This is a genomic window from Streptomyces sp. NPDC002838 (assembly GCF_040295365.1).
In the GTDB taxonomy this organism is placed as follows: Bacteria; Actinomycetota; Actinomycetes; order Streptomycetales; family Streptomycetaceae; genus Streptomyces.
The window spans coordinates 353,629-374,628 of record NZ_JBEOVF010000003.1 but is presented as its reverse complement, the minus strand read 5'-3'; the positions used below and the strand labels follow the sequence as shown (position 1 = coordinate 374,628).

General features: G+C 70.9%; 17 protein-coding genes and 1 pseudogene. 11 read left to right on the top strand and 7 right to left on the bottom strand.

The features are described from left to right. Positions 1 to 128: 128 nt before the first annotated feature. Positions 129 to 635 carry a nuclear transport factor 2 family protein gene (locus ABT063_RS06585; protein ID WP_351056069.1) on the top strand — a complete coding sequence of 169 codons (507 nt, stop codon included), beginning with the start codon at positions 129 to 131 and terminating at the stop codon, positions 633 to 635. 144 nt (positions 636 to 779) lie between these two features. On the opposite strand, the gene ABT063_RS06580 is transcribed toward ABT063_RS06585, so the two are convergent. Continuing rightward, positions 780 to 1,187 (bottom strand): RidA family protein, encoded by a 408-nt coding sequence (locus tag ABT063_RS06580; protein WP_351056068.1) that lies wholly within the window; start codon positions 1,185 to 1,187, stop codon positions 780 to 782. Positions 1,188 to 1,322: 135 nt separating this feature from the next. Between ABT063_RS06580 and ABT063_RS06575 the strand changes: the two are divergent. Both ABT063_RS06575 and ABT063_RS06570 read left to right on the top strand, forming a co-directional pair. Further along, positions 1,323 to 1,704, top strand: a pseudogene (locus ABT063_RS06575) (winged helix-turn-helix transcriptional regulator). A gap of 46 nt (positions 1,705 to 1,750) precedes the next feature. After that, positions 1,751 to 2,221 (top strand): RidA family protein, encoded by a 471-nt coding sequence (locus tag ABT063_RS06570; protein WP_351056067.1) that lies wholly within the window; start codon positions 1,751 to 1,753, stop codon positions 2,219 to 2,221. A gap of 33 nt (positions 2,222 to 2,254) precedes the next feature. Here ABT063_RS06570 and ABT063_RS06565 read toward each other — a convergent pair whose 3' ends face one another. The 6 genes from ABT063_RS06565 to ABT063_RS06540 all read right to left on the bottom strand — a co-directional run bounded on the left by ABT063_RS06565 (position 2,255) and on the right by ABT063_RS06540 (position 12,009). Then, positions 2,255 to 3,130: a PhzF family phenazine biosynthesis protein gene (locus ABT063_RS06565; protein ID WP_351056066.1), complete on the bottom strand. Its 876-nt coding sequence runs from the start codon at positions 3,128 to 3,130 to the stop codon at positions 2,255 to 2,257. 91 nt (positions 3,131 to 3,221) lie between these two features. Next, complete coding sequence (locus tag ABT063_RS06560) at positions 3,222 to 4,049, bottom strand: 2OG-Fe(II) oxygenase family protein (protein ID WP_351056065.1); 828 nt, start codon at positions 4,047 to 4,049, stop codon at positions 3,222 to 3,224. An 84-nt stretch (positions 4,050 to 4,133) separates the two neighbouring features. Continuing rightward, positions 4,134 to 4,271 carry a hypothetical protein gene (locus ABT063_RS06555; protein WP_351056064.1) on the bottom strand — a complete coding sequence of 46 codons (138 nt, stop codon included), beginning with the start codon at positions 4,269 to 4,271 and terminating at the stop codon, positions 4,134 to 4,136. A gap of 195 nt (positions 4,272 to 4,466) precedes the next feature. Continuing rightward, positions 4,467 to 7,379: an alpha/beta hydrolase gene (locus ABT063_RS06550; protein ID WP_351056063.1), complete on the bottom strand. Its 2,913-nt coding sequence runs from the start codon at positions 7,377 to 7,379 to the stop codon at positions 4,467 to 4,469. Positions 7,380 to 7,623: 244 nt separating this feature from the next. Further along, complete coding sequence (locus ABT063_RS06545; RefSeq protein ID WP_351056062.1) at positions 7,624 to 10,857, bottom strand: amidohydrolase family protein; 3,234 nt, start codon at positions 10,855 to 10,857, stop codon at positions 7,624 to 7,626. Between the two features lie 45 nt (positions 10,858 to 10,902). Further along, positions 10,903 to 12,009 carry an NAD(P)/FAD-dependent oxidoreductase gene (locus ABT063_RS06540; protein ID WP_351056061.1) on the bottom strand — a complete coding sequence of 369 codons (1,107 nt, stop codon included), beginning with the start codon at positions 12,007 to 12,009 and terminating at the stop codon, positions 10,903 to 10,905. 520 nt (positions 12,010 to 12,529) lie between these two features. Here ABT063_RS06540 and ABT063_RS06535 point away from each other — a divergent pair. The 8 genes from ABT063_RS06535 to ABT063_RS06500 all read left to right on the top strand — a co-directional run bounded on the left by ABT063_RS06535 (position 12,530) and on the right by ABT063_RS06500 (position 20,990). Next, a complete protein-coding gene (locus ABT063_RS06535) occupies positions 12,530 to 14,011 on the top strand; it encodes an MFS transporter (protein WP_351056060.1) in 1,482 nt (493 codons plus the stop codon). 394 nt (positions 14,012 to 14,405) lie between these two features. Next, positions 14,406 to 14,594 carry a hypothetical protein gene (locus tag ABT063_RS06530; protein ID WP_351056059.1) on the top strand — a complete coding sequence of 63 codons (189 nt, stop codon included), beginning with the start codon at positions 14,406 to 14,408 and terminating at the stop codon, positions 14,592 to 14,594. 156 nt (positions 14,595 to 14,750) lie between these two features. Next, positions 14,751 to 15,761 carry a helix-turn-helix transcriptional regulator gene (locus tag ABT063_RS06525; RefSeq protein ID WP_351056058.1) on the top strand — a complete coding sequence of 337 codons (1,011 nt, stop codon included), beginning with the start codon at positions 14,751 to 14,753 and terminating at the stop codon, positions 15,759 to 15,761. An 86-nt stretch (positions 15,762 to 15,847) separates the two neighbouring features. Next, positions 15,848 to 16,117, top strand: coding sequence for an acyl carrier protein (locus ABT063_RS06520; RefSeq protein WP_351056057.1), 270 nt, complete (start codon positions 15,848 to 15,850; stop codon positions 16,115 to 16,117). Between the two features lie 34 nt (positions 16,118 to 16,151). Then, a complete protein-coding gene (locus ABT063_RS06515; RefSeq protein ID WP_351056056.1) occupies positions 16,152 to 17,501 on the top strand; it encodes a beta-ketoacyl-[acyl-carrier-protein] synthase family protein in 1,350 nt (449 codons plus the stop codon). Then, positions 17,498 to 18,688, top strand: a complete 1,191-nt coding sequence (locus ABT063_RS06510) for a beta-ketoacyl synthase N-terminal-like domain-containing protein (protein ID WP_351056055.1) — start codon at positions 17,498 to 17,500, stop codon at positions 18,686 to 18,688. The genes ABT063_RS06515 and ABT063_RS06510 overlap by 4 nt, the downstream gene beginning before the upstream one ends. Continuing rightward, on the top strand, positions 18,685 to 19,782 hold the full coding sequence (locus ABT063_RS06505; RefSeq protein ID WP_351056054.1) for a beta-ketoacyl synthase N-terminal-like domain-containing protein: 1,098 nt from the start codon (positions 18,685 to 18,687) through the stop codon (positions 19,780 to 19,782). The genes ABT063_RS06510 and ABT063_RS06505 overlap by 4 nt, the downstream gene beginning before the upstream one ends. A 314-nt stretch (positions 19,783 to 20,096) precedes the next feature. Next, positions 20,097 to 20,990: an alpha/beta fold hydrolase gene (locus tag ABT063_RS06500; RefSeq protein ID WP_351056053.1), complete on the top strand. Its 894-nt coding sequence runs from the start codon at positions 20,097 to 20,099 to the stop codon at positions 20,988 to 20,990. Positions 20,991 to 21,000 lie beyond the last annotated feature (10 nt).

The following is a 21,000-nucleotide window of genomic DNA, read 5'->3' as shown; positions in this document are numbered from 1 at the left end:
TGTTCCCCGCTCTGGAGATGCCAGCCAAGTGAAGAAACCCAGGACTGCGGCAAGGCCACCGCCCAAGATCAGGAACGGTAAGAACGCATCCATAGACGTGAGCCTACTGGCCGACCGTGATGCTCAGAGTGGCCATCGGCATGCGGCTGGGGCACAGCCCGGCGAGTGTTGCCTTCGCCGCGCTCGCCGAGCCGGCTCGGCGCGGTTACGGTCGGGACGTGGACGAAGAACCTGATTCGGACCCGCGGGCGCCGGGCGAAGAAGCGGCAGACGCTCGATTGATCGGCCTGGCGAAGGACTGGGCTGCTTCGATCGTCGCCAATGACCCCGTGCGTATCGCCGGCTTCATGGCCGACGAGTGGGTGATCGTTTCCGAGTCGGGCGTCGCCACGAAGGAGGAGTTCCTCTCCCTCGTCGAGTCCGGGGAGCTGACCCACTCGGCGATGGACCTCGTGACGCAACCCAGGGTTCGCGTCTACAACGACGCGGCGGTTCTCACCGGGCGCGTGACGAACACGGCCCACTACCAAGGCACGCGTTACGACGCGGACGAGTGGACGACTGACGTGTTCGTGAAACGAGACGGTCGCTGGCTGTGCGTGCTGAGCCACATCACGCCCGTGGCCCCAGGCTGAGCCACGGGCCGAGCGGCATCAGGGCGGCGGTACTCCTGCTCCCGCGGGTAGTCGCCCAGTTCCGGAAAGCAAGCACGCCGCGGCCAAGCTCTCGCACTGCTCCTGAGCGTCAGCGTGGCCCGTTGCCTCAGTGGGCGAAGAGCATCAGTCGAGGATCGCGGTGGCTTCGATCTCGACCAGATGCTCGGGGACGTCCAGTGCCGCAACGCCTATCAGCGTGGCCGGCGGAACCGGGGTGACCCCCAGCTTCGCGGCGGCTCGGGAGATGCCCTCCAGGAGCGGGGGCATCTTGTCGGGGGCCCAGTCGACGACGTAGACGGTCAGTTTCGCCACGTCGTCGAAGGAGCCGCCGACCTCGGCCAGGGCGGTGCCGATGTTGAGGTAGCACTGCTCGACCTGAGCGGCGAGGTCGCCTTCGCCGACCGTGACCCCCTCGGCATCCCAGGCCACCTGCCCCGCGACGAAGACCAGCTTCGACCCGGCAGCGACAGACACCTGCCGGTAGACATCGGTCTCGGGCAATCCGCTCGGGTTCACCAAAGTGAGGGCCATGCTGCCTGCCTCCCTGTCCTGAGCGCCCGTAGGACATGCGACCAAGGCGCTCTCGCTCTCTTGTGGTTACTCGGAAACCGTAGGAGAGTGACCGCTGACGTGGAAGAACGCACTTTTCGGTGACGGGGGAACCTGATGGTGACCAAGCAGTTCAAGGGCTCACCCGAGGCAGCGGACCTGAGGCGCGCGGATTCCCTGGCGCGGGAGATCTTCTCCGACATCGCCAACAAGTGGGCGTTCCTGATCATCGAGACCCTCGGCGCACGCACACTGCGCTTCAGCGAACTGCGGAACGAGATCGAAGGCATCAGCCACAAGATGCTGACCCAGAACCTGCGCATGCTGGAGCGCAACGGCTTGGTCGAACGCACTGTGCACCCCACGGTGCCGCCCCGGGTCGAGTACACCCCTCACCGAGCCGGGCCAGGGCCTGCGCGCAACCGTCGACGGAATGTGCGACTGGACCCACACCTACCTCGGTGACATCGAGGCCGCCCGCCGCCGCTTCGAGGCCTGACGCCCGCAGCGCGCGCCCAAACCGATTCAAGCCCTAACATCGGCCCATGTCGTTGACTGCAGGTCCGCGCGCCCGACTCGACGAACTCGGCCTCCGGCTTCCCGGAGTAAGCCCCCCTAAGGGTGCGTACATCCCGGCACTTCGCAGTGGCAGCCATGTGTATGTCGCGGGCCAGGTGCCCATGGAGGACGGCGAGCTCGTCGCCACGGGCAGGGTGGGGGCCGCTGTCACGCCGGCGGGCGCGAAGGAGTTGAGCAAGCGGTGCGCTCTGGCCGCGCTCGCCGCCGTGGACTCGGTCGTGGGTCTGGACAGCGTCGTACGGGTGGTGAAGGTGACGGGGTACGTCGCCTCCGCACCCGGCTTCACCGGTCAGCCCGGGGTGGTCGACGGAGCGAGCGACCTCTTCGTCTCCGTCTTCGGCGAGGCGGGGCGGCATGCGCGCAGCGTCGTCGGGGTCGCCGACCTGCCGCTCGGCTCGCCTGTCGAGATCGAGATCGTCGTCGAGGTCAGCGGCTGACGGCAGCGGCACCCGGCGAAGGCCTGGGAGGGCCTAGAGCGGCACGGCACTTCCCGAGACCCCGATGCCGCTGCCCGGCTCCGCCGGCACCGACACGGTGATGGTGCTGGGCCGTCCCATGTCGTCCCCCTGATGAACCGTCAGGCTTGTGGGCGGGGTCACCAGTCCCAGTTCCCGCAGATATCCGCCGAACGCGGCGGCCGCCGCGCCCGTAGCGGGATCCTCGACGACTCCGCCCGGCGGGAAGGGGTTTCGCGCGTGGTACACCGTCGGGGACTCCCGCTGGACGAGGTCGACGGTGACCCAGCCCTCCCGGGCCATCAGCTCGGCGAGAGCGTCGAAGTCGTAGTCCAGGTCGGCCAGCCGTTCGCGGCCGGCGGCGGCGATGATCGGGTGCCAGGCGCCGCCGTATGCCGCGCGTGGCGGCAGGACGGGGTCCAGTTCGTCGGCCGACCAGCGCAGAGCGGCGAGCAGTTCGTCCAGTACGGGGCCGGGAATCGGCGCCGTACGCGGGGCGACGCTCACCAGCGTCGCGGCCACCGGACCGTCCTCCATGGTGCGGGTGGTGACGGTGACCGGGCCCGCTTTGGTGCGCAGCCGCAGCGTGCCGACACCATGGCGTTCGGCGTGGGCGACCGCCGTGGCGATGGTGGCGTGTCCGCAGAACGGCACCTCCGCGCGCGGGCTGAAGTACCGGATGCCGAATTCGGCCTTGTCCCTGTCTCCCCCGCCTTCCCCGTCTCCCCCGCCTTCCTCCGGCGGCACCAGGAACGCCGTCTCGGAGTAGCCGATGTCCGCGGCCGTCGCCAGCATCGTCGCCTCGTCGGCTCCGGTGGCGTCGAGGACCACTCCGGCGGGATTGCCGCCGACCGGGTCGGTGGTGAACGCTGTGTATCGGAGAACCTGCATCGGGTGACCGTAACGGGAGCCGAACAGCCCGTCAAAGCTACCGTCGCACATGGGTTCCGCGTCCCTTTGATCCGGTCGCGCCGCGTCCGGCTCACCCCCAGGTGAGCAGCTCCCCGGTCGCGGTGAGCCCCATGGAGAACCCCAGCGCGATACGCCGTGCGCCCCGGCCCGCCCGCACCGCGTGGAAGTTTCGCGGGTCGAGCAGCAGCGCCTCCGCCACCGCGGGTTTGATCTCGACCGATTCGGCGTCGCTCACCACTGCCTCGGCATAGCCGTAGGACCGCGGCAGCCGGAAGGCCTCGTCACGCGGATGCCAGCGGTGTCGCCAGATGACGGTCTCTCCCCCGACCTCCGGCACACTGAGGTACAGGTTGAACGCGAACTGCGCCACCAAGGGGGCGTCGAGCAGGTCGCCCTCGAACTCGCGCAGGGCGTCGTCGAAGTGGACCTGGAAGCCGTCGTTCGGCTCGCGGGCGACTCCGGGTGCCATCTCCCGCCCGCCACGGCGCCCCACCGCCACCGTCCCCGGCCAGTCCACGGCCAGCGCTTCCCGGCATTTCTCGAAGGGGTCGTACGGGAGTCCGAGCCCCTGCCAGGCACGGCGGCCGGCCTCGACGGCGGGCCAGTATTCGTCGGCGACCGCGCCTTTCGCGCGATGGTCGCTGACGCCGACGCCGAACCGCATCACCGGAGGCTGGACGCGTTGCCTGCCGTAGGAATCGAACGGGGCGCTCTCCAGGGCGTGCAGGATCTCCTCGCACACGGCCCTCGGCACGAATTCGGGCACGCGTACGGCCGCACACCGTCCGGCCGCGAGATCGATGATGTCCCCGCGGGTGAAAGTGGACGAGGTGGTGACGTGGAAGAAGCTGTCATGCGGAGCGGTCGGTGAACCAACGGGTAAATCGGCAGTACGCATTCTGAAGCCCCCGAATCTCCTGAGCCTTGGATCGCCGGGCCGGTGCACCACCTGAGCGAGAGAGCCGCCTGACGACTTGGTCCGTCAGACCGGCCGGGCGTGGCTGAAGTCCCGGAACGCCGTCGCCGCGCTGAGCTCCAGCACCTGACGATCGGCGGCCAGGGCCTCCCGCGCGATTCTCCGCGCGATCTCCAGCCGTGATGTTCCGTCGCTCTCCCCCATTTCCGGCTCATCCCCTTGCCGTAACGGCTCGTCCGCGTGTTCGTCCGGGAGTGGCATGGTCTGATCCCCCCAAGGTGCCGGTCCGGATCGGCATCGGTGTCTCTGTGTAATCGCCTCCACTCAGAGAGTGGAGGCTGCAGATGCTACGCGCAAGAGGTCAACGGGCCCTGGTTTTCGACGAATTCGCGCCGGACTTTACAAGTCTTTCAATGTTTTGTTCAGCAGATCGCTGGTCAGTCGCACTTCCGGGTGGTCCTCGCCGAGTACTATGCGTTGATCTCCGAGCAGCGCGGTGAGCAACTCCACTGTCTCCGATACGCGCAGTTGCATCAGCAGTGCGAGGCCGAGTTGATACCGCAGACGTAGGACCGGGTGGGAGTCGACGGACCGCTCGGCGCACTCCAGTGCGCCCCGGATCTCCCGCTCCGCATCCTCGTCCCGTTCCTGCTCCAGCAGACAGCGGGCCAGCGTCTCCCGCACATGCAGGGTCTCCGGCGTGCTGGGCTCTCCCGTGGCCAGCCGGACGCGCAGGATCTCCCGGAGGTCCGTCTCCGCCTCTGTGACGCGCCCCTGCAACATGACCGTCCGCGCCAGGCTGTGCCAGACGACGAGCGTGTCCGAGTGTTCCGGTCCACGCTCGGGGTTCTGCCGCTCGTCCTCCACGACCGCGCGCAGCACCTGCTCCGCCTCGGCCCACCTGTTCTGCTCCAGGATGGCCCGGGCCAGCTTGTGACGGCTGGCGAGCGTGTCGGAGTGCTTCTCGCCCAGGACGACGGCGCGTCCCGCGACGACCCTGCGCAGTTCCTCCTCCGCCTCCTGGTGTTCGCCGTATTCCAGCGAGATACGGCCTTTCTCGTGGCGCAGCGCGAGGATCTCCCGGTCGTCGCAGTGATAGCCCAGCGACTCGCACGCGGCGATGATCGGCAGCAGCAGTTCACGGGCCTCCCTGAGCAGGCTCGCCACCAGGAGATAGCGGGTGGTGAGCCGAGCGAGCTCCAGAGCGCGTGCGATCAGGTCCTGGTCTCCTGTCGGCACGGCCCGCTCGCCGGTGGTACGGCGGTGGAGGAGGGCCCGCGTGACCTCGGTGCAGTGCGGTGCGACGGTGGCCCACGTCTGCCAACTGCGTGGCTGGTCCGGGTCCCGGTCCCGCACCGCGTCGAGCAGCATCCGCACGTTGAGCCCGTAGTACTCGGCGTGCCGGCGCCTGACGTCCTCGTCGTCGCGGAAGATGCCCCGGACCACCGGATGCAGCGACAGCACCTGTGACAGATACGGGTCGCTGGTCTCGTGCACCGGTGCCACCTCGACCAGGCCGAGATTCTCCAGCCCCGAGAGCGCTTTGCGGCGCTGCTCGGACGTCGAGCCCGCGAAGAGCGGGGACCGTTCCAGGGCGTCACCGCGCACCATGAGGCGCAGGGGTATCGGAGTGTTGCTCAGACAGGCGAGCGCTTTCAGCAAGGGCGCCGCCTGGTGAAGCCCGCGCTGTTCCAGAAGCCGCAGGGACATGCGGTAGACGTGCCCGACCTTCTCCAGCCCGAGCAGTTCGCCGGTCTGCTCGCTCCGGGTGCCCGCCGGGGAGTCGAAGAGCCGTCGAAGGGCCTCACCGTAGCTCTCGAAGTCCTTGGCTTCCGTACCGTCGAGCGACACTCCCGACTCGGCGACCTCCCTGATGTAGTCGGCGGCGGCCACCAGGGCGAGGGGGATGCCGCCCAGCTGGCGTGCCAGCAGGCGCGCCTGCTCCATCGTTCCGCACTGCCGCCCGGCACGCTCCATGAGCAGCGACGCGCTGTCCCGTTCATCGAGCAGCGGTACGTCGTGTACGCGGCTCCAGCGGCCCCAGACCTGTCGGCTCCGGTCCCTGCCGGTGACGATCACCAGCCCGTCCGGGGCCGTGGGGGCTCGCAGCCAGCCGGTGCCGTCCGAGACCGCTCCGCCGCCCGGCCCGAGCTGCCGCGGCTCTTCGACGTTGTCGAAGACCAGCAGCCACGGTTCCTCCATCGTGTTGAGGTAGCTCCAGATCAGGTCCGTCTGACTGCCGTTGCCACGCCAGGTGGCATCGGTGATGCTGGCGGGTATGCCGACGAGCCGGGCGACCTCCAGCATGCTCTGACTCAGCCGGTCGGCCCGGACCCACCACACGTGCCGCCCCCGCTCACGCGCGAGATACGCGGCTTCCAGGGCCATCCGGCTCTTTCCGCGGCCCCCGGGTCCCGCCAGGACATGGACACGTTCGTCGTGCCCGGCCGAGAGGATCGCGGAGACGATGCCCCTTCGGTCCTGGCCATGGAGCGTGCCGTCCTTGAACGGCAGGGTGACGGAGTAGGGCCCCTGCTCGTCGTCGGCCGATTCAAGGGATTTCGGGGGCTCCTGAGGTAAGAGAGGCTCCTGGGAAGACTCGGCCGCGCCTTCGATCGCGGCTTTCAGCACATGGTAGGACTGCGCCTTCCTGTTGGCGGGCTCGACGATGGTGAAATGGTCTCCCTCGACGACGCCACCGTCGGTGAAGCCCGTTTTCGCGTCAACAGCGAGTACGACGTTGTCGGTCGCCCCTCCGTACGCATATATAGGAATTGGGCATTCCGTCTCACTGACCGTGCGGGCATGCACCACGGACTTGATGACTCGCGCCCGCGCCTCCTGTACATGCCGATTGCTGATCGGACGCAGTTCCCGCTCCTGGGGATGGTTCCAGAACCAGAGAAACTTCCTGAGAAAGAGAAAGAATCCCGAGCCGCTGTTGGGGCGCCCGTACATCACGATGCGCTTGATCTGCGCGAGCTCACGGCCCAAGGCGTCGGCCAGCTTGCGGGCGAGGAACCGCTGGACGACCAGCCCGCCCTGACTGTGCGTGGCCAGCACGATCGGCGCACCGTCGGCACAGCGCGTTTTCAGCCAGGTCCCCAACTGGTCCGCGATGTCGTTGATTTCGGAGATCCGGCGGTCCGGCCGCAGACGCAACTTGGGCGAGTTGTACTCAAAGCAGTGCACGACGACTCGCCCCTTGAGCGTCCGGTCCGCGGCAATACGCCTCTTGAAGACGCTCCACGTACCGGCATCCCCGAAAAGGCCATGCACAAAGACCAGATGAACGGGTCTGGGTATCCCCATGGGGTACCTCCGCGGCCGTCACGGCCAGTCGTCGCCGAGGAGATGTGCGCCGCACCAATCATGCATGAGAGGCCGCCCAAGGGCCAAGGCTGCGCCGTGCGTCATCAATCCACGAGAGAGTGCGCCCTCTTGCGCCCCCGTACGCGCCCCTGCGCCCCACTTTGCTTTCGGCGACCGGCGGCCCGTTCACCGAAATCGCCGAAAGCCATTCGCGGACTCTTGGAGGTCTTTTTACAGAAGGGCCCTAGCTCTCATGCCCGTCACAGCAACCGTCCCTCCGCATCAGCCGCCCCACCCCGAGCCAGTCCTCCTCGGCCGCCGTCGTACGCCGGGCCGACGGCTCGAAGGCGGCCACCAACTCCTCGGTGGTGTACGGCACTCCGCCCCTGAGGACCGAGACCGTACGGACGAGAGTGCTGAAGTCCGTGAAGGGGTCGCCGTCGACGACCGTCAGGTCGGCGAGCCTGCCCTCCTCCACGGTGCCCAGGTCGCGGTCGACGCCGAAGAGGCGGGCGGGCAGGACGGTCGCGGTGCGCAGGGCCTGCGCCGGGGACAGGCCGCCGCGGTGCAGGGCACGCAGGCCCAGGTGGAGGGCGAGGCCGACGGGGACGAGGGGCTGGTCCGTGCCGAGGGCGACGAGGCCGCCGGCGGCCAGCACGCGCCGGTAGATGTCCGTCTCCGTGCGCAGTGCGGCGAGTTGGGCGGGTGTGGGTGGGGTGCCGGCGGCCTGCTGGACAGCGGCCGCGTCCCAGGGGGGCATCACCACGGTGACGCGGGGGTCCTCGGCGAGGGCCGGGTCCGCGCCGAGGAGAGATGCGGAGGTGAACGGGGTGGCGATCAGGGAGAAGTCCACGCCGCGGGCGGCGTAGATCTCCACCACGTCCTGGTACGCGCGGCCCGTGGCCGTGATGGCGTGGCCGAACTCGGCGCGCTGCGTGGCCTGGAGGTGGGTCGTCACGTCCTGGCCGAGTTGGACTCCGGGTGAGAGCAGGTGGCCTCCGGTCCGGACGCCCAGGCGTTCATGGGCGAAACGGGCGGCCTCCTCCATGACCCAGCCCGGCGCCCGGACGTACGTCTTGACGAAGTCCCAGTCCAGCGCGGCGCCCCGCTCCAGCGAGCGGCGCAGGCCCTGCCGGGTCCCGTGGGCGCGGCCCATGCTGTACGCCACGCGTGCCCCGTCGAGGAGTTCGCCAGTGGTCAGCAGGCGGGGTCCGGCGAGCTGTCCGGTGGCCACCGCCTCACGGATGCGGGCCTGCTCGTACGCGAACCCGCCGAGGGAGACGGCCGTGGTGATGCCGTAGGTGAGCTGGCCGGCGGTCTGGCGGCCGCCGTAGGTGCTCTGCCAGGGGTGGGTGTGGGTGTCCCACAGGCCGGGGAGGACGGTGTGCGCCGAGGCGTCGATGCGGCGGAGGGTGGGCCGTCGGGTCGCGCGGTGGGGTTCCACCGCCGTGACGCGTCCGTGGCGTACGACGATGTCGGCGTCGTCGCGGACCGTCTCGCCCGTGCCGTCCCACAGGCGGCCGGCGTGCACCACCACGTCGGCGGGGGTGGGTCTGGAGGCGTCGAGGGGGACGCGGACGGTACGGGCGGGGCCGCCGTCGATGTCGACGAGGCGCAGGCGGGTGCCGGAGAGATGGAGCAGGGTGCGGGAGTCGCCGGACCACGAGGGGTGGTCGGCCGGTTCGGTGCTGACGAGGGTGCGCAGGTCGCCGCGCGGGGTTCCGTCGGGGGCGACGGGCAGCAGGCACAGCGCCGACTCGACGATCACCGCCATCCAGCGGCCGTCGGGTGACCAGACGGGCCCGGAGTCGTACCGGTCGGCGATCGAGGTATGGGGCGCCACCGTGTGGAGGCGGTCGGTGCCGGTCGTGGTGTCGACGATCCGGATGACGTTGTAGCCCTCCCGGAAGCGGGAGTTGAGGCGGTTGCGGTCGCAGAGGGCGAGGTGGCGGCCGTCGGGCGACCAGCTGGGGCGGCCGGGCAGTCCGCCGGCGCCCAGGGGCGCGGCCGGGACGCGTTCCTCGCCGGACGCCAGGTCGCGGACGAGGAGTTGTCCGGTCAGGTCGAGGCAGGCGAGACGCTGCCCGTCGGGCGACAGCGCCGGGAAGACGCGTCCGCCGGTCGCGAGCGCGGTCTCCTCACCGGTGGCGAGATCGTGCCGGTACACGCCGAGGAGCCCGTCGCGGTCGTCGGCGTAGAGGAGCGAGCGGCCGTCGGGTGCCCAGGCGGGCGCGAGGAGGTACCGGGTGGGCGCCGACCTGCGCAGTCGCGTCGGGCGGCCACCCGAACTGCTCGCCAGCCAGAGCGAGTTGAGCGCCACGAAGGCGATCTGCCGGCCGTCGGGTGAGAGCGCGGGCAGGTGGATGCCGCGCACCGGGCGGGCCCGGGCGTCCGAGAGGTCGTACTCCTTGGTCTCGTACCGCGGCCGACGCACGGGCAGCGCACCCTCGAAGGGGATGGTCTCCGGGTGGTCGTCGGGTCTGTCCGGTCGTACGAGGGTGAAGGCGCCGTCGACCGTCAGGAGCAGCTCGCCCGCCGGGGTCCAGCGCGGGGGCACCGGGGCAATGTCTCCGGTGGCCCCGGTGGCCCCGGTGGCCCCGGTGATCCCGGTGACCGGGACGGGACGGCCGTCCACGACGAGGGTGCAGGAGCCGTTCGGGGAGGCCGTGGTGCGCAGGTACGCCAGGCTGCCGTCGGGGGCGAGGGCGGGGGTCATGACCTGCGCGGCCTCGGTCTCGGTGTGCCGGACGGTGACCGGGCCGGTGCCGTCGGCGGGGACGGCGGCGATCGTGCGGGCTTCCAGGCTCACGCCCTGCGGTGTGGTGACGGTCTTCGCGCGGACGAACAGGACACGGGTGCCGTCCGGTGACCAGGTGGGGTCGTAGTCCTCCCACGGGCCGTCCTGCAAGGGGCCGTCCTGGTCGGGGAGGCCGGTGACGCGGATGATCCGGCCGGTGCGCAGGTCGAGGACGTGGACGCGGTAGGGGCTGCCGTCGACGGGGTCTCCGCCGCGTTCGGAGGCGAAGGCGAGGCGGGTGCCGTCGGGGGACCAGGCCGGGCCGCGGTCGTCCCAGGGGCCGTCGGTGCGCTGCCGCAGGCCGGAGCCGTCGGGGCGCACGGTCCAGAGGTGGAAGCCGCCGCCGCGGTAGGCGCAGAAGGCGATGAGGGCGCCGTCCGGGGCGTGCGTGGGGCGGTTGGGTTCGAGGTCCGCCGGGGTCAGGGGGCGGGCCGTGCCGCCCGTGCGGGGCAGGGACCACAGGACGCTCTGCACCTCGGCGACCAGGTGGTCGCCGGCGGGGGCGAGGGTCGCCGAGCCGTTGGTGGCCCGGGTGAAGGTGAGGGAGAGGGCGCCGGTGCGGGGGCGTGCGGCCGCCGGGGCCGCGGGTGCCGCTGCCGCGCCCACAAGCGGTAAGGCGCCTGCGGTGGCGAGGAGTTGACGACGCGTCGGACGGAAGGAGGTGCTCCAGTCACGGTCCATGGACGTACACACTGGCGCACCGGCCACTTCCGGCTCAACGGTGCCTCAGGCCGCCGTGTATCCGAGTTGACGCCTCATGTACGGGGTCATGAGGGTCTTCGCCTTGACCAGGGTGCTGGTGCGGCCGCCGAGGACCGCTGTCTCCCCGCCCGGCACGGGCACGACGGTCACTCCGTCGGCCGAGCCGAACGGCACGATGATCGGGGTGCGGTGGATCGGCCGGTAGAAACGGGGCTCCTTGCGGTGCCTGCCGGAATTCTGCAGGTAGACGCGGATGTTGTGGGCGGCGAGGTCCGCCTGGGCGAGCGCGGCGGGGGTGATCTTGAGCTCGGTGGCGTCGTTCACGTCGCCGACCGCGAACACGTCCAGTTTCCCCTCGACCCGCAACGTGCGGTCGACCTTGATGTGCCCGGCCGCGTTCAGCCAGTCGCCGTGCCCGGCCAGCCGCAGCCAGAGCGTGTTGGGGGTGGTGCCCGTCGCCCAGAAGGAGAGGTCGGCGTCGATGATGTCGCCGCGGGCGTCGCGATAGGTACCGAAGTCGTTGCCGGGGGACATGAAGGAGTCGAGCCGGACCTCCACGCCGTGGGACTCCAGCCAGGAGCGGGCCTTGGTCCCGGCCCGCCCGCTGCCCGTGGCGTGGAGCAGGGTCGGTCCGTCGTGGGCGAGCGTGACCCGGGCGTCGGGCCGGGCCAGGCGGATCTCGGCGCTGAGCTCGACGCCGGAGGGGCCGCCGCCGACGACGAGGACGTGCTCGGCGGCGGCGATCTTCTGCTGGTGTGCGGCGAACGTCTTGGCCGCTTCCTCGGTGGTGGTGCCGGTGAAACGGGCCGGTTCGGGATAGTCGGCGCCGGTGGCGATCACCACCACGTCATACGGGAGCCGTTCGCCCGTGGCCAGCACCACCTGCCGCTCGGCGGTGTCGATACGGACCGCCTTGCCCACGGCCACACGTCCGTTGCGCAGCAGCCGGTCGTACGGGATGAAGGGGGTCACCGTCCACTCCGGGCGCACGCCGGCGCGCAGGGAGGCGATGCGATGGAAGAAGATTTCCTTTCGGTCCACCAGCGTGACCCGCGCCGTCCCGTCCAGCCGTTTCGCCAGACGAACGCCCGCGTATCCACCACCGATCACCACTACGTCGCCGTCATGCACACCGAGTCTCCTGTGCCTGTGTGGGGGGAGCGAGCGGCCGGGGCGGGGGGCGCCGTCGGCCACTGCGTGCCGGTGAGCGTAGCGCTTGAAATCTAAAGTTTTGGCCATGCTTTGTGTGCGTTCTGTGAAGTCACGGCGGGGGCGGGGCGTACGGGGTGACGAGAAAGGCGGCGACCACACGCCGCCCCGCGTAACGGCAACTCACGGCCGCTCCGTCGACCTGGAGGCTGCCGGGATCTGGGCTGTCGTGAACGTTGGCGGCCTCAGGACTCGGTTGCCCCAAGTGCTCATATGAGACACGGCGGCGCCGGTCAGGGATCGTCGCGTTCCTCGTGGGGCTTGTCGCGACGCTCGCGTTCTTTGCCTTCTTTCCTGGACTGCCGCACGTCATCGACCGGGGAGCCATTCTCGTGTCCCTCGCCCTGGGGGGGACTTGAGGGTTGTCAGGCTGTCGGGCCTGGGTTGTCCGCCCGAGGTGAGGAAAAGTCTCCGGGCCTGCTTCAACGAAACACTTGAAGTCATGAATGCCGGAAATGGAGACATCGAAGCATCCGTGACGGAGCGGCCCGCCCTTGAGGACCGCGGCGCCCCGGCGCGGCGGCGTTGGTGGACGTTGTTGGCGGTGAGTGCGGCCCAGTTGCTCGTGGTGCTGGACGGGACGATCGTGAACATCGCGCTGCCCTCCGCACAGAGCGCGCTCGGTATGTCCGACGCGAATCGGCAGTGGGCGGTCACCGCGTACGCGCTGGCCTTCGGCGGGCTGCTGCTGATCGGGGGGAGGGTGAGCGGTGCGCTGGGGCATCGGCGTACGTTCGTCGTCGGGCTGGTCGGCTTCGCCGTCTCGTCCGCGGTGGGCGGGGCCGCCGTGGGTCCGGAGATGTTCTTCGGGGCTCGGGCCCTGCAGGGGGTCTTCGCCGCCGCGCTCGCGCCCGCGGCGTTGTCGCTGTTGACCACCACGTTCACCGAGCCGCGTGAACGCGGTCGGGCGTTCGGTGTGTTCGCCGCGGTCGGTGCCGCCGGGTCGGCCCTCGGCCTGGTCGCAGGGGGGCTGTTGACCGAGTACGCCGGCTGGCGATGGTGCCTGTTCATCAACGTCCCCGTCGCCGTGTGCGCCGTGCTCGGTGCGGCCCTCGTGCCGGCGGACCGGCCGGTCCGGGGCGAGGGACGGCTCGACGTGGCCGGTGCGCTGCTCAGCACCGCCGGCTTCGCCGCCGTCGTCTACGCCTTCGGTGAGGCCGAGCCGCTCGGCTGGGGCGCGCCGAAGGTGCTCGGACTGCTGGCCGGTGGTGTGCTGTTGCTGGCCGTGTTCGCCGTCGTGGAAGTACGCGCGCCCCGGCCGTTGTTGCCGATGCGTGTGCTTCTGCACCGCGCCCGCGCGGGTGCGCTCGTCTCGATCACCCTGATGTTCGTCGCGATGTTCGGCTTCTACCTGTTCATCAGCTACTACACGCAGACCGTCCTCGGCTACTCACCGGTCCAGGCGGGACTGACGCTGATCATCAACGCCCTGGCCACCCTGGTCGGCTCCACCTTCATCGCCGGCAGACTGCACGGACGCGTCGCGCCCGCGACGCTGATCCTGCCGGGGCTGCTCGCGGCGGCCGCCGGGATGCTCGCCCTGACCCGCCTGACAGCGCAGAGCACGCACGTCCTGCCGCTCTACCTGGCACCCGCCCTGGTCCTCACCGGGCTCGGCCTCGGCTGCGTCATGCCCCCGACCGCCGCTCTGGCCACCGCGGACATGGACCGGCACGACCTCGGGGCCGCGTCGGCCGCCTACAACGCCTCCCAGCAACTGGGAGCCGCACTCGGCACCGCGCTGCTCAACACCGTCGCGGCCAGTGCCACGGCGTCCTACCTGGCCTCAGCACGTGCCGCCTCGCCGACCGCGGCCTCCGTCCACGGCTACACCACCGCCCTGACCGTCGGCTTCGGCATCCTCCTCGCCGCCGCGTGCGTCGCCGCGCCTTTGACCATGACCCGCCGAGGATCCCGTCGGTAGGTCACCTGTCCGGCAGCGGCTCGACACCTCCTCCGAACAGAGATCTCAGTGCGGCCTCCGAGGCGGTGGCATCATGCTGCACCTCCTCCACCACAGCGGTCCGCGGAGCATCGTCGGGCCGGCGGGCCCGGGCGGGCGAGTCTGTGCACGGAGCGAATGATTCCGGCCACCGGCCCGCAGAAAAGAGCCAGGTCAGCAGGCGCTCTCCTCGCATACGCGAGCGCTTCACGGATAAAGCGGTGCACGCAATTCCGCTGTCAGTACCCTGCCAGCGCAACTCCCTGCATTTGTCTTCTATAGCGATCCGTCACGCACCCCGAAAGAATCGAATCACCGAACGGCGAGGGCCGGTCGGAAATTCGAAGAGTCAGTCTTTCAAGGGGGAATTATCTCAATGAGCAAGATCCTGCTGCGCGCCGCTATCGCCACGCTGACCCTCGCCGTCACGATTACCGTGGGCGCCACGAGCGCGCCGGCCGTGGTCCCGTCCGCAGCGAACTCGACCGTGACGGAGACCGAGTCAGCGGACCCGATCTGGGGCGCGGGGATCACGGGCGCCGAGAAGGATCCGATCTGGGGATAATAGATAAGAAATCGCCACAAAAGGTAAAGAGGGCCCGCTCCTCCGGAGCGGGCCCTCACTGTTCCCCCAGGTTCGGTCACAAGTTCGTTGCACAGACTTTTCGTTTCTACACATAATGTGCGACAGGCAGCTTGTGATCGCGAGGGAGGAACACAGATGCTGGATCCGTTGGGCCTGGCCACCCATGTGTCCGAGGTCTACCGATCCACGCTCAAGCGAGCGCACTTCAGCCTGGACGACCTGGCGGCCTCCCTCGGATGGGAGCCCGAACTGGTCCGTTCCGCCCTCGAAGAATGCGTCCGGCTCTCCCTCGTCAAGCCTTCCTGGGACAACCCTGGAAAACTTCGGGCCGTGAATCCGGAGATCGCGCTCCAGTCGATTCTCACACGGCAGGAGAATGACCTTCTGGAGCGGCAGAAGCAGCTGGCCGATGCCCGGTTGGAGGTGACACGGTTCATCGACGACTACACCGCGGCCCAGCATGAAATGCGCAGCACCACCATCGAGCGGCTCACCGGAATCGAGGAAATCCTTTCCCGGATCGAGGAATTGACGCAGGAATGCACGTCGGACCTGCTCACCTTCGCGACGGGCGGGCCGCAGACGGAGGCCAGCCGCCGGGCGAGCCAGCCGCTGACCGAGGACCTGGCGAAGCGCGGCGTGGCGATGCGCACCGTCTACCTGGACAGCGTCCACAACGACCCGGCGACGGTGGAGCATCTGCGCTGGCTGCACTCGCACGGCGACAACGTACGCACCACCGCCTCCCTGCCCACCCGGATGCTGCTGTTCGACCGTGCCCACGCCGTGCTGCCGATCGATCCCGACGAGTCCGCCGCCGGCGCCCTCGTGCTGCACGGCCGGGGCATCATCGCCGCGCTCTGCGAGCTCTTCGAGCACGTGTGGGAGAGCGCCATCCCGTTCACCGGGAGCAGACCCCAGCACGACCGCGAGGGCAACGAACTCACCCCGCAGGAACAGGCCGTGCTGCGGCTGCTCGGCGAGGGCCTCACCGACGAGGTCGTCGCCCGCAAACTCGGCGTGTCCGTGCGCACCGGACGCCGTATCACCGCCGAGCTGATGAGCCGGCTCGGCGCCCGCAGCCGATTCCAGGCGGGACTGCGCGCCGCGCAGCTGGGCTGGCTGGTGGGATCAGAGACCGTATAGGCCGCGTATAGCGGCCGATTCCACTCTCGACTCATCACACGGGCGGAGTCACCGGACTCCGATACCGATCCCGCATTGGAGTCGAGATGACCAACGTGAGCCTGACGAACGGCCTTGACGCTGCCCGCAAGCAGCAGATCAAGGAAATCGTCTGCGACATTCTCGAGATCGACGAGGACGAGGTCACCGAAACCAGCCTCTTCAAGGAGGAGCACGACGCGGACTCGCTGCGTGCGATCGAGATCCTCGCCGCCCTGGAGCGGACCCAGAACGTGACGATCGACCAGACCGAGCTCAACCGCATGGTCAACCTCGAGGGCGTGTACACGGTGGTGGCCGAGGCCGCCCAGAGCTGATCCGTCGTCCCGACCGCCAGATGGGTGAGCTTCGATGAATGCTTCGATCAGCACGGACGAGCGAGGTCACAGCGGGCCCCGGCGCCCGCATCCCGAGGCCGCCGGCCGCCGGGTGGTCATCACCGGGCTCGGTGTGGTCACCAGCATCGGCATCGGTGTCGAGGCGTTCACCGCCGGGCTCCGTGCGGGACGCAGCGGTGTCAAGCCGATCACCGCGTTCGACACGACCGGATTCGCCCACGCCAACGGCTGCGAGGTGACCGACTTCGCGCCCGAACGCTGGATCACACGGCAGGACCCCGAGGAGCTGGGCCGGGCGAGCCAGTTCTCGGTCGCCGCCGCACACATGGCGGTCGAGGACGCCGGCCTGACCGTGGCGGACGTACGGGCCCGCCGCTCCCTGGTGTCGGTGGGCACCACGGACGGTGAGTCCCGCGACCTCGACCAGCTCGTCGCCGCGGGTCTCGACGGCGGCCCCGGGGCGTACGACCCGGCCGTCGCCCGGCGCGTCCCGGCCGGGCGCCTGTCGGCCGGCATCGTGCGCGAGCTGGAGCTGGAGGACGTGGAGGCCGTGACGATCCCGACCGCGTGCGCGGCGGGCAACTACGCGGTCGGCTACGGCTACGACGCCCTGCGCAGCGGCGACGTCGACATCGCCCTGTGCGGTGGCGCCGACGCGGCCTGCCGCAAGACGTTCACCGGCTTCTACCGGCTCGGCACCATCGCCCCGGAGGTGTGCCGGCCCTTCGACAAGGACCGCGAGGGCATCCTCACCGGCGAGGGAGCGGGCATTCTCCTGATGGAGAGCCTCGACTCCGCGCTCGCCCGTGGGGCCCGGATCTACGCCGAGGTGCTCGGGTACGGGCTCGCCTGCGACGCCCTGCACCCGGTCGCCCCGGACCGGGACAGCATCGCGCGGACGATCCGGATCGCCCACCGCAACGCGGGCGTGACCCCGGACGAGATCGACTTCGTCTCCGCGCACGGCACCGGTACCAAGGCCAACGACATCACCGAGGCGGGCGCCATCCGCCAGGTGTTCGGCGACGACGCCATGCCGCGCACGGTCTCCATCAAGTCGATGATCGGTCACAGCATGGGCGCGGCCAGCGCGGTCGCCGCGGCGGCCTGCGCCCTGGCGATCACCGAGGGCTTCATCCCGCCGACCGTCAACCACCGCGAGACCGACCCGGAGTGCGGCGTCGACTGCGTGCCCAACCAGGCCGTCGAGGCGGAGCTGAACGTGGTGCAGAACAACGCACTCGCGTTCGGCGGCAACAACGCGGTCCTGATCCTCGGCGCGTACCGCGGCGCGGAGAGTGGCGGGGAAACGGGCGCGGAGAGTGGCGCGAGGAGTGCCGGGCCCGTGGGGAGCGCGGCATGAGCTGGATCGTGACCGGGATGGGCGCCGTCGCCAGCATCGGCGCCGGTGTCGAGGAGATCTTCGACTCGCTGGCCGCCGGCCGCAGCGGGCTCGGTCCCCTGCGCGGCTACGACCGCGAGAAGTTCCGCGCCCAGGTGGCGTACGAGATCGACGACCGTCCGGCGCCGGGCGTGGACGAGCCGCTGCGGGCCACCCGCTGGCTCGAACGCGCGGTGGCACAGGCCGCGGCGGACGCCGGAATCGGCGATGACCTGTCGCAGGTGCCGGTGCTGGTGGGCACCACTCTGCGCGAACTGCGCTCGGTGGAGCTGTCGTGGCGGGACGGCGTCCCGTTCGACGCGGCCGACCTGCACTTCGGGACCATGCTGCGGCACCGGTTCGGCGCCGTGGACACCCACACCGTGGCCAACGCCTGTTCGGCGTCGCTGTACACGCTGGCGCTCGGTGCCGACCTGCTCGACCTGGGCGCGGCGGACACCGTCGTCGTCGCCGGGGTCGACACCATCACCGAGAGCACCTACGGGCTGCTCGACCGCTGCTATCCCGAAGCCCCCGACCGCGTCCGGCCGTTCGACCGGGAACGGCGCGGGATGCTGCAGGGCGAGGGCGCGGTGGCGGTGGTGCTGCGCCGGGAGGCGGACGGGCCCGGGCCGGGTTCCCGGGTGCACGCCCGGGTCCGGGGGGTCGCGGTCAACTGCGACGCGTACCACCCGTCGGCACCGGACGCGAAGAGCATCGCCGCGGCCGTCCACGAGGCGCACCGCAGGGCCGGGGTCCGGCCCGCGGACATCGACCTGGTCATGCTGCACGGCACGGGCACGCCGCTGAACGACGAGGCCGAGTCGACCGCGCTCGGCACGGTGTTCGCGGGCCTGAACCCGTCCCCGTACATGACGGCGATCAAGTCGATGACCGGGCACACCGCGGGCGCCTCCGGACTGCACAGCCTGGTCGCGGCGGTCGATGTGATGCGCACCGGCACCATCCCGCCGACGGTGTACCTCGACGACCCGGTGGAGGCCGTGGCCGGCTTCCGTCTGGTGCGGGGCACCGCCGAGCGGGCGGAGCAGCCGCTGCGGCTGGCGCAGATCGACTCGTTCGGGTTCGGCGGGCTCAACGCGGTCGCGGTCGTGGAGCGGGTCGGGGACGTCCCCGAGCCCCAGCGCACCGAGGGAGGTGGGCAGTGAGTACGGAACGCACGGTGTACGCCGTGATCACCGGGCTCGGCACCGCCGTACGCGGGCTGACCGGGCCGGAGGGCCTGCTCGGGCCGCTGCCCGCGGGCCACCGGGACGCGGCCGACCCCGTCTCCCGGCTCAAGGGGCGCGGGTTGCGCTACAAGGACCGCGCCACCAAGCTGGGCATGGCCGCGGCGGCCGACGCCCTTCGCGCGGCCGGGCTCACCGACGACAACGGGGACCTCACCGTCCCCGGCGAGACCGTCGGTGTGGTGGCCAGCACCAACTACGGCAACGCCGACACGGTCTGCGAGACCGTGCGGACGATCGCCGAGTCCACCTACCTGGCGACCAGCCCCATGATGCTGCCGGCCACCTCCAGCAACGTCGTGGCCTCCTGGGTGGCCATCACGCATGGACTGCGCGGTGCCAACCTGACGCTGTGCAACGGGCCGACGTCCGGCCTGGACGCCGTCAACTGGGCCCGGCTGCTGATCGCGGCCGGCCGGGTCGAGCGCGTCCTGGTCCTCGGCGCCGAGCCGGACAACCCCGCCGTACGGCACGTCACGGGCACCCCCGAGGAGCCGGCGGCGGGGAGCCCGGACCAGGTCCCCGAGTTGTTCGACGGGGCGGTCGCCCTGGTCGTGGAGTCGGCCGTGTCGGCCCGGGCCAGGGGTGTACGGCAGCTGGCCGCCGTGGGTCCGTACGCCCGCCGGGGCGACCACGCCGAGGCGGTCGCCGCGGTGCGCGGCCGGCACGCCGGGCGGGTCGGGCTGTGGTGCGTGCCGGAACACCCGGACGGCGTGACGGCCCCCGCGGCGGGGCTGGGCGCCGGGGCGGGCAGCGCGCCCGTCCACGACCTGTCCGCCCTGTACGGACCCGCCTCGGGGGCACTGGGTGTGCTGCAGTGCGCGGCGGCGGCCGTCTGGCTGGACGAACGGGCTGATGCCGCTGAGGTGGTGCTCGCCAGTGCGGGCACGGGCAACGCGGGCTGGGACGACGCGAGCGCGGCCCTGCTGCTGAGCGCTCCGGAGGCGGTGCCCGACGCGGTGCTGACGGAGACCGGCACGGCGCCGGCCGAGCCCGTGGGCAGCACACGATGAGCGCATACGACGACCCGCGCCCCTCGGCGGACATGTCCCCTCAGACGACGCCCCGCTCGCCGGGTGAGCCGACGTCCGGCCCGCGCACGGAACGGAACGGACCCCACGGCCCCGACACCCCCGACCGCCGGCCGACCACCGAAGGCACGACGACCGGACCACCGGAACAGCCGAAGGCCGAAGCAGGCACGGGACGGAACGGACGCCGTGGCCCCGGCGAACCCGTCGGGCTGCCGGTCTCCGAAGGCACGACGCCCGGGCTGTCGGGTCGGGCCGCGACACGAACGAGCCGGGAGCTGTGCGACGGCCCTGGCGTGGCGTCCCGTCGGTCGGTCACCGGCGGGATCGGGTCCGGGCTGCTGGGGCCGCGCGGGCAGCGAGCGGGCACGGTCCGGCTGCGGCGCCCGGCCCGGGGCGAGGCCGCCGGTTCGTCGCCGGTGCGGGTGCTCCTGCTGCACGGGCTGGCCGGTTCCACCTCCGTGTGGCGGTCGTACGACGAACTGGCCCTGGACGGCGTCGAGATCTGGGAGGGCGTCCTGCCGTGGGGAGCCGAGGGCGACCCCCGCTGGAGCGTTCACGACGATCCGGCGGACCACGTGGAGCGGGCGCTCGACGCGGTGCCCGGTGGTGTCGACGCGGTCGTCGTGCACTCCTTCACGGCGGGACCGGCCCTGGAGGTGCTGGCCCGGCGGGGAACCGGCCGTGGGCCGCGGGCCGCCGTGGTCGTCGCGCCCTTCCACCGGCGCAGCCCGGGCGATTTCACCTGGGACGACGCCCTGTACTACCTGAACGGCTTCCACCGCATCCTCGAAGAGGGGCTGCGGATCGGCGCGGGCGACCGCGTCCCGCCCGAGCTGCGCGCCGCGATGGCCCTGCGGGTGCGGGACCGGATCGGTCCCTACGGCTGGCAGCAGTTCTTCGGGGCGTACCTGCGCAGCCCCGACCTCGACGTCACCGCGCTGCGCCTGCCGGTGCTCGTGGTGGCCGGCGCGGAGGACTTCGCCGCCCCGCCGGACGACGCCCGCGCACTGGCCGGCGCGCTGCCCGACGGCCGGCTCGAACTCTTCGGCGACTGCGGCCACTTCGCCATGGCCGAGCAGCCGCGGCGGTTCGCGGACGCGGTGCACGCCCTGCTGACCGAGGCCTTCCCCGGCCTCGCGACCGGCTCGGCCGGCACCGCCGCGCACGCCGTGCGCGCCGCTCTCTGACCCACCCCCA